The 5528-nt window shown below is 57.8% G+C and carries 5 protein-coding genes and 2 pseudogenes; 3 read left to right on the forward strand and 4 right to left on the reverse strand.

Features of this window, described 5'->3' with window-relative positions; translation table 11 throughout:
- Positions 1–1171: 1171 nt before the first annotated feature.
- Positions 1172–1315 carry a hypothetical protein gene (locus AWB74_RS46725; RefSeq protein ID WP_160110402.1) on the reverse strand — a complete coding sequence of 48 codons (144 nt, stop codon included), beginning with the start codon at positions 1313–1315 and terminating at the stop codon, positions 1172–1174.
- Between the two features lie 486 nt (positions 1316–1801).
- Between AWB74_RS46725 and AWB74_RS46215 the strand changes: the two genes are divergently transcribed.
- Positions 1802–2023 (forward strand): DUF6723 family protein, encoded by a 222-nt coding sequence (locus tag AWB74_RS46215; protein ID WP_143749506.1) that lies wholly within the window; start codon positions 1802–1804, stop codon positions 2021–2023.
- A 1265-nt stretch (positions 2024–3288) separates the two neighbouring features.
- Here AWB74_RS46215 and AWB74_RS48955 read toward each other — a convergent pair.
- The 3 genes and pseudogenes from AWB74_RS48955 to AWB74_RS48965 all read right to left on the reverse strand — a co-directional run.
- A pseudogene (locus AWB74_RS48955) lies at positions 3289–3390 on the reverse strand (penicillin-binding transpeptidase domain-containing protein); the annotation flags it as partial.
- Positions 3391–3491: 101 nt separating this feature from the next.
- Positions 3492–3815, reverse strand: a complete 324-nt coding sequence (locus AWB74_RS48960) for a penicillin-binding transpeptidase domain-containing protein (RefSeq protein ID WP_407642552.1) — start codon at positions 3813–3815, stop codon at positions 3492–3494.
- Positions 3816–3833: 18 nt separating this feature from the next.
- Complete coding sequence (locus tag AWB74_RS48965) at positions 3834–4142, reverse strand: hypothetical protein (RefSeq protein ID WP_407642553.1); 309 nt, start codon at positions 4140–4142, stop codon at positions 3834–3836.
- On the opposite strand from AWB74_RS48965, the gene AWB74_RS48030 reads away from it, so the two are divergent.
- Together AWB74_RS48030 and AWB74_RS43225 are read left to right on the forward strand one after the other, a co-directional pair.
- Positions 4098–4256, forward strand: coding sequence for a hypothetical protein (locus tag AWB74_RS48030; protein WP_235024936.1), 159 nt, complete (start codon positions 4098–4100; stop codon positions 4254–4256). The genes AWB74_RS48965 and AWB74_RS48030 overlap by 45 nt on opposite strands.
- A 430-nt stretch (positions 4257–4686) precedes the next feature.
- Positions 4687–5528: pseudogene (locus tag AWB74_RS43225) on the forward strand (hypothetical protein); the annotation flags it as partial.

A 5528-nucleotide genomic window follows, 5' to 3' on the forward strand; every position in this document is an offset into this window, starting at 1 on the left:
AGCATCAACAGTAGGGCTGTCGCTTTTACCGCGGCGCGCTTCTGTCGGCTGGAGCGTTCGTTTTTCATGATGTCTCGCTATTCAATATCACCTGGGGCAAAAGACTCTCCGAGCCCCAACGCGAAGACGCGGGGCGAGCAGAAGCGGTCCCTTTGCCCAATTTGCGGGCGTGGGAGTCGTTTCGTGTGGCCTGTTTTTGCAGGCTGTGCGCGGCTCGCCCGTGTTTGGGCTTCCCAGCTTGATTAAGATGCCTAAGTACCAGACGGCCTCATCAGCAGATGCGCGTCAGCACTACCGGCGATTGAGATGGCGCGATCAGCAGCTTCGACAAGCCAAGCCGCCGGTCATCGGTGAAGTTCAAGCGTGGGATGCGTGTGCTGGAGTATCGCCTCGAGCGCCCTGAGGCGCATGGGCCGGCCGCTTTTTTCGTTTCCTGTGCGTACTTGATCATTACATTCCCCGTATCAGGCATTAGATGTGTAATTTGTGCCTGTGTCGCGACGTAACTGTACGCACAAAGTACCGCGCAATTCGTGGTCAAACGAACGCTTCGCCTTCAATCGTAGGATGAATCGTGGGACAGCGCACGTCGGTATTGAACGGCCGTCTTTTACATCGGAGACATTAGTGGCGATCAAGCAAGCAACGAAAGAGACAGTGTCCGATTTTGGTTGGTCGTTCATCAAACCCAGTACAGCACTCAGAGGCGATGGGCCGATTGCGAAATCTGCGGCCATCCGGTGCCCAAAAGCTGGAGTCTCTGAATGGGTGACGGCCTTAGGCGTCGGCAGTCTAAACTGACGCGGCGATCCAACTCCAAAATGTTTCACCGATTCGCACACGGGCGAAAACATGGCATGCCGCAAGGCGAAGGCGGGCATTCAAGCGGGACCATGGACGGCCCTCATCAGAGTTCAGCGCCAGCGTGCGCCAGCCGACAGTATGAAACGAAGCGATCGTTAGAATAGCGGTGCAGATGAACCGGTTGTAGTCATTTCCAAAGTAGCCCCCCGCTTCTTAGGTTGCCCCGCTTCGGCGGGGTTTTTCTCGTTGTGGACACCACCCACGAAGCGCCCATGGCTGGCAAGCGCGAAGAAGCACCTTTGCAAAGCGAGCCTTTTCTTTGACTCGATCGAACTCGAACACGACATCGAGCCGGTTCACGCGTCAATCATTGCATCCGGATCAAACCGGAGTCGGCGACAACAGGGTTGCTAGCCCGGCGGTGGGCCTGATTACGGTCACCCTCGATCCAAGGCGGCTCGATCGGTACAGCGAACAGCCCGCCATCAAAGAACGCGTCGTCAAGTTCCATGATTGGAGTCGTCTCCCATGAGAATGACAACGTATTCGCCTGTCCCATTGCCAGGCACCTCTGAGATTTCCGCCATTGTTTGTTGAGGCGATCGCTCGTCCACGAAAACGCAACCTGTGGTAGCCCGGGATGGTTGGCCGTGTATTTGTTCCATTCCATATGAACCCACTCGCCTTACTTTGACGGGGCTGTTTCTACCACACTAAACGCTTCTGCCACGGAACGCCGATCCGGGATGACGGCTCTTGGTTCGGTGGTGGAAAAGTCAATTTGGCGCACGCTAACCAAAGGGACAGCGGATTCTTCGGTGCGTGTGCGCCAGTGTCAATCGAAGTCAAGAGCTCCCGCGCGTGTGGCCCGCCGAATCGTCCGGCGATCGCGATAGCGCCGTATTACACTGCACAAGCCAGATCTCGGCGCGAATTGACGCAAATACTCGTTGCGCGATGAAGCCGGCCACGCCCGAGTCCTCGGCCGGCGCAGTAAGTGCTCGAAGGAGATGCGGTGTACGCGTCGTATCGGCTCAACGCCGGCGCGCTCTTTGTCGGTAATCTCAGAGTCGTACGGATGACAGACGGGCGAGTGTTATATCCATACGTAGGCGCACCAACTGTCGGCCCGTTCAATTTAAAAGAAGAAGCCTATGCCGCCTCCATCGCATTGGCTAATAAGCTCATCGATGACGATATAAAAAGTCCTGAACCGTGATATTGCTGCGCCAAGCAGGGTCGTATGCGGCGAGCACGACGACACTGGCCTAAGACGGACGAAGATCACCGTTGAGAGATGCGTCGGTCGACTCAGGATGTGGGCGCACGCACCTTCGCTGATGAGTCGACGCGCAGTCAAGCAATGAAGAATCTCGGGCTGTGCGGCCGCGCGCGTCATTGGAATAACTCCCATCCGCTTCATCGCTGCAGATCTGTGTAACGACCGCACGCCGCAGGGTGCGGCCACGACGCTAGAGGACGTGAGCAGAAACGTCACCGTCATCGCCGTAGATCGATGCCGTTGCAACCCTCGTTCAGGCGATCTTTGTTCAAAGCGAATGGGAGATTATTGATAGCCGGTCAAGGAGTCTTCGTCCCCTTATCAATATGTCCGCTTCAGTATTTCCTTCGCAAATGCACAATACCCGGGATTTCCAATAGCTCGGTCGGGTAATGAAACAAGTTGCCGAAAACGCCTTCTTCGACGTTTCCAGAACTGCCACAACTGACTCAATATGCGAAAGCTCTTTTCTTTTCAACTCGCTAACGTTCATATGCGATTTTAATTATATTACCGGCTTTTGAGACAACCGTCCGCTCTCTCCGGTCCCGTATAGCACGATCGCGCTTACGCTCACGGATGTAATGTCGGAAAACCCCGATAATTGCGATAAGTATCGCACCGGCGAGGCCGCTTCCTATTATTGGCTCGCTCATGGTGATTGTGTTGTCAGGCACGTTCCGCCGCTCGGATGCTTAGTTTGTTTTTGGCTTGTTCACCATGCAGGCAATTAAAACATGCGGGCTGTGCGAATGTTATACGGGTTAACGCCCCACGAGGAGTTTAAAGCTGGCGTGCTTTTTTGTCTTGTTAAACAGTGCGCCAAATCGAGAATCAATCGCGATGGCGCTGGAGTCCTACAGCGCTGGAACCAATTCTTGAACCTTCGCATAGAGGAAGCGCAGATTACCCCACTTTTTTTCACAGCCGGGCCTTCGAATCCGCCCGACGGTCGGCGTGTCACAACATTCGGTTTGTGGCTTCGATCGTGCGCATAACCAGACCCGTATGAATCCGCCCGTCCCTATGAATAGCCGGCTTGCCGTGCCGTTATGCCGCCGTCTGCAGCGGGCGATCGGCATGACGCCGCCCGAGCGGCCAGTCAATAGACACCGCAATTGCGACGCGCGGGATTTTTGCAGGCACGATTCCTACGAGGGTCGCCCGATCCTCGCTATGGTCACAGCCCTTTGCGGTCCACTTCACGCTGTGCCTGTCTTACCCGCGACGCTGTAACCGGGCACCGCAACCTGCGGCGCAGTTCCGTCCTTGCCGACCACGCTTTGCATCATCTTTCCGGTCTGACGGGCGACCTTCGAGCCCCCCTCCTTGGCAAAGCTCGTGTAGGCGTGTGCTAGTTCAGAAACGCGACGCGGAGAGCCCGTAACCGTACGACATTCGTCACCTACTCAATGCGTCGCCAGCGCTTATAGGGCCGTCCTTGTCCCGCTGCTGCGCGCGGCAGCCCTGCACGGGGCCTACGTCCGAGTCCGAGGGCCTGAAAATTGGCATACGTGTCGTGCACGGACAAGAGCAGCGCGGTCTTCGTTGTTCCTACATTACTTGAACTCTGGACAACGCCTGTCGCTGTCAACGTACTGAAGTGCTTATCGTCATGGATCGGGTGGCCATCGAGACGGAGCGTGCGCCGCCGGTCGGTACGATCGTGTTCGGTGTAATGCGATGCCGCTGAAATGCCGGTGCGATCGACAGCGGCTTCATCACTCAACAGCTCGAAAATGGTCAGTCACTGCGCGGTTGCGCATCGCCATGCCGCGCGCTCATTAAGGCCGTAGCTTGGCCATTGGACATCGCGAGGATCTCGCCCGAGTGTGACTGCGATCGCGGACCCAGAGCGCGCATCGGTGCACTGAACGGCGGCCTTCAATGCTTCAAAAGCCGCATATTCAATGGGGCGGCTCATAGAGAGAGTCAGGTCGGCACCATTGCGCGATGGAGTCAATGCCAGGGTTTCAATCTCCTGTCCCCGCGCATTGCGCAGAACACGGCGATGTCCATTTTCACCACGCAAGGTCTTTTCAGCGACCCGCTCCATGCCTTCCTGGCCGCTGCCATCAAGGCCAGTAAAGCCCGTCACCTGAGCGGCAACCTCACCCTCGGGACGGAAACGCCGAAAATCCTCCTGGGCGAAGACCCCCTAGCGGCGTAGATGCGCGAGATGTCGGCGTGATTCATCCCGAGCAGGCGCGCAAGCGCGTCAGCTTGCTGCCTTGAGATGCCCGTTCCTCGTCAGCCGCATCAACACAACGAGAGCGAAATGCTAGCCGCGAAGGAACCGCCGTTTCGGTCGAAAATTCGGCCACACGACGCGTGCAGCGGCAAGTCCCGCACTTGCCGGATGTTTTCCTGCTTGCGATAGAACGCGTCGTCAACGCCCAGCGCCCGACGCGCCGCGTGCCAACTTGTAGGTCAGCACGGCTTTCCGCCCGGACCCTAAAGTTTGTCTCCTTTGCGCCGTTAGACCCCGAAGACGATCCAGTTAGTAGGAATACCACCGTTCGGAATGTTTCTGAAGGCATCCGTCGTGCGGACAATGCTTGTGTTGTCGCTACGCCCATAAAAAACTTATCAGGCTCGAAATGCCAGCGGCATCGAAGACCAATCGACAACTGTTCAAGACCACGTGGCCGTTCGTGGCAGTCGTTGCGTCGCTGCTGGCGCTCGTCGCGACGAGCCTATCGATCATGTCGTCCGTGCGCGCTTATATCGGCGGTGAAAGCACATGGTCGAAAGGCCAGAAGGACGCCGTCTTCTATCTGCTTCGGTACGCGCAGACCGGCGACGAGAAAGCCTTTCGCCAATATCAAAGTGCGATCGCATTTCCGCTCAATCTCAAGCGCGCACGGCTTGCGCTCGACAGCGCCAAATCCGATCTCGGCACGGCACGACAGGCGTTGCTCGAAAGCGGCGTCGATCCTGCCGACGTGAGCTCAGTGATCTGGGTCTTCGGTACCTTCCGTCGCGACAGCTTCTTTGAACAGGCCGTCACGTACTGGACGCGCGGCGATGCGCTCGTCGAGCAACTCGTCGCCGCGGCGAATGAACTTCGCCTCGCCAAGGCCGCAGGCCCCTCGGGCCGAAACGAGGTCCAGCGGCTCACGACAGAAATCTGGAACATCAATTCCGCGATCGCGCCGATCTCTCGCGCGTTCGCCGATGTGCTCGGTGTCGCGTTCCGCAAAACAGCGCTGATGCTGTTCGTCGTCAACGTGGTGGTCGCGGCGCTGCTCGTGTGCCTGTCCGTCTGGTACGCACGACGCTTCATCACCGCGCGGCTCGCCTCGGAGCACGCGTTGAGACGAAGCGAGGCGCGCGCCAAGGCCACGCTCGGCTCGATCGGCGAAGCCGTCATTTCGGTGGGGCCGACCGGGTTCGTCGAGTTCATCAATCCGGCGGCGGAGCGCCTCTTCTGCCGCGACGC

The organism is Caballeronia arvi, from assembly GCF_001544695.2.
Lineage (GTDB): Bacteria > Pseudomonadota > Gammaproteobacteria > Burkholderiales > Burkholderiaceae > Caballeronia > Caballeronia arvi.

What these genes read in the sequence shown, in the direction of transcription:
- AWB74_RS46725 (WP_160110402.1), bottom strand. Translation starts at nt 1,315, where the DNA reads ATGGAACTTGACGACGCGTTCTTTGATGGCGGGCTGTTCGCTGTACCG.
- AWB74_RS48030 (WP_235024936.1), top strand. Translation starts at nt 4,098, where the DNA reads ATGTCCATTTTCACCACGCAAGGTCTTTTCAGCGACCCGCTCCATGCC.
- AWB74_RS48965 (WP_407642553.1), bottom strand. Translation starts at nt 4,142, where the DNA reads ATGGAGCGGGTCGCTGAAAAGACCTTGCGTGGTGAAAATGGACATCGC.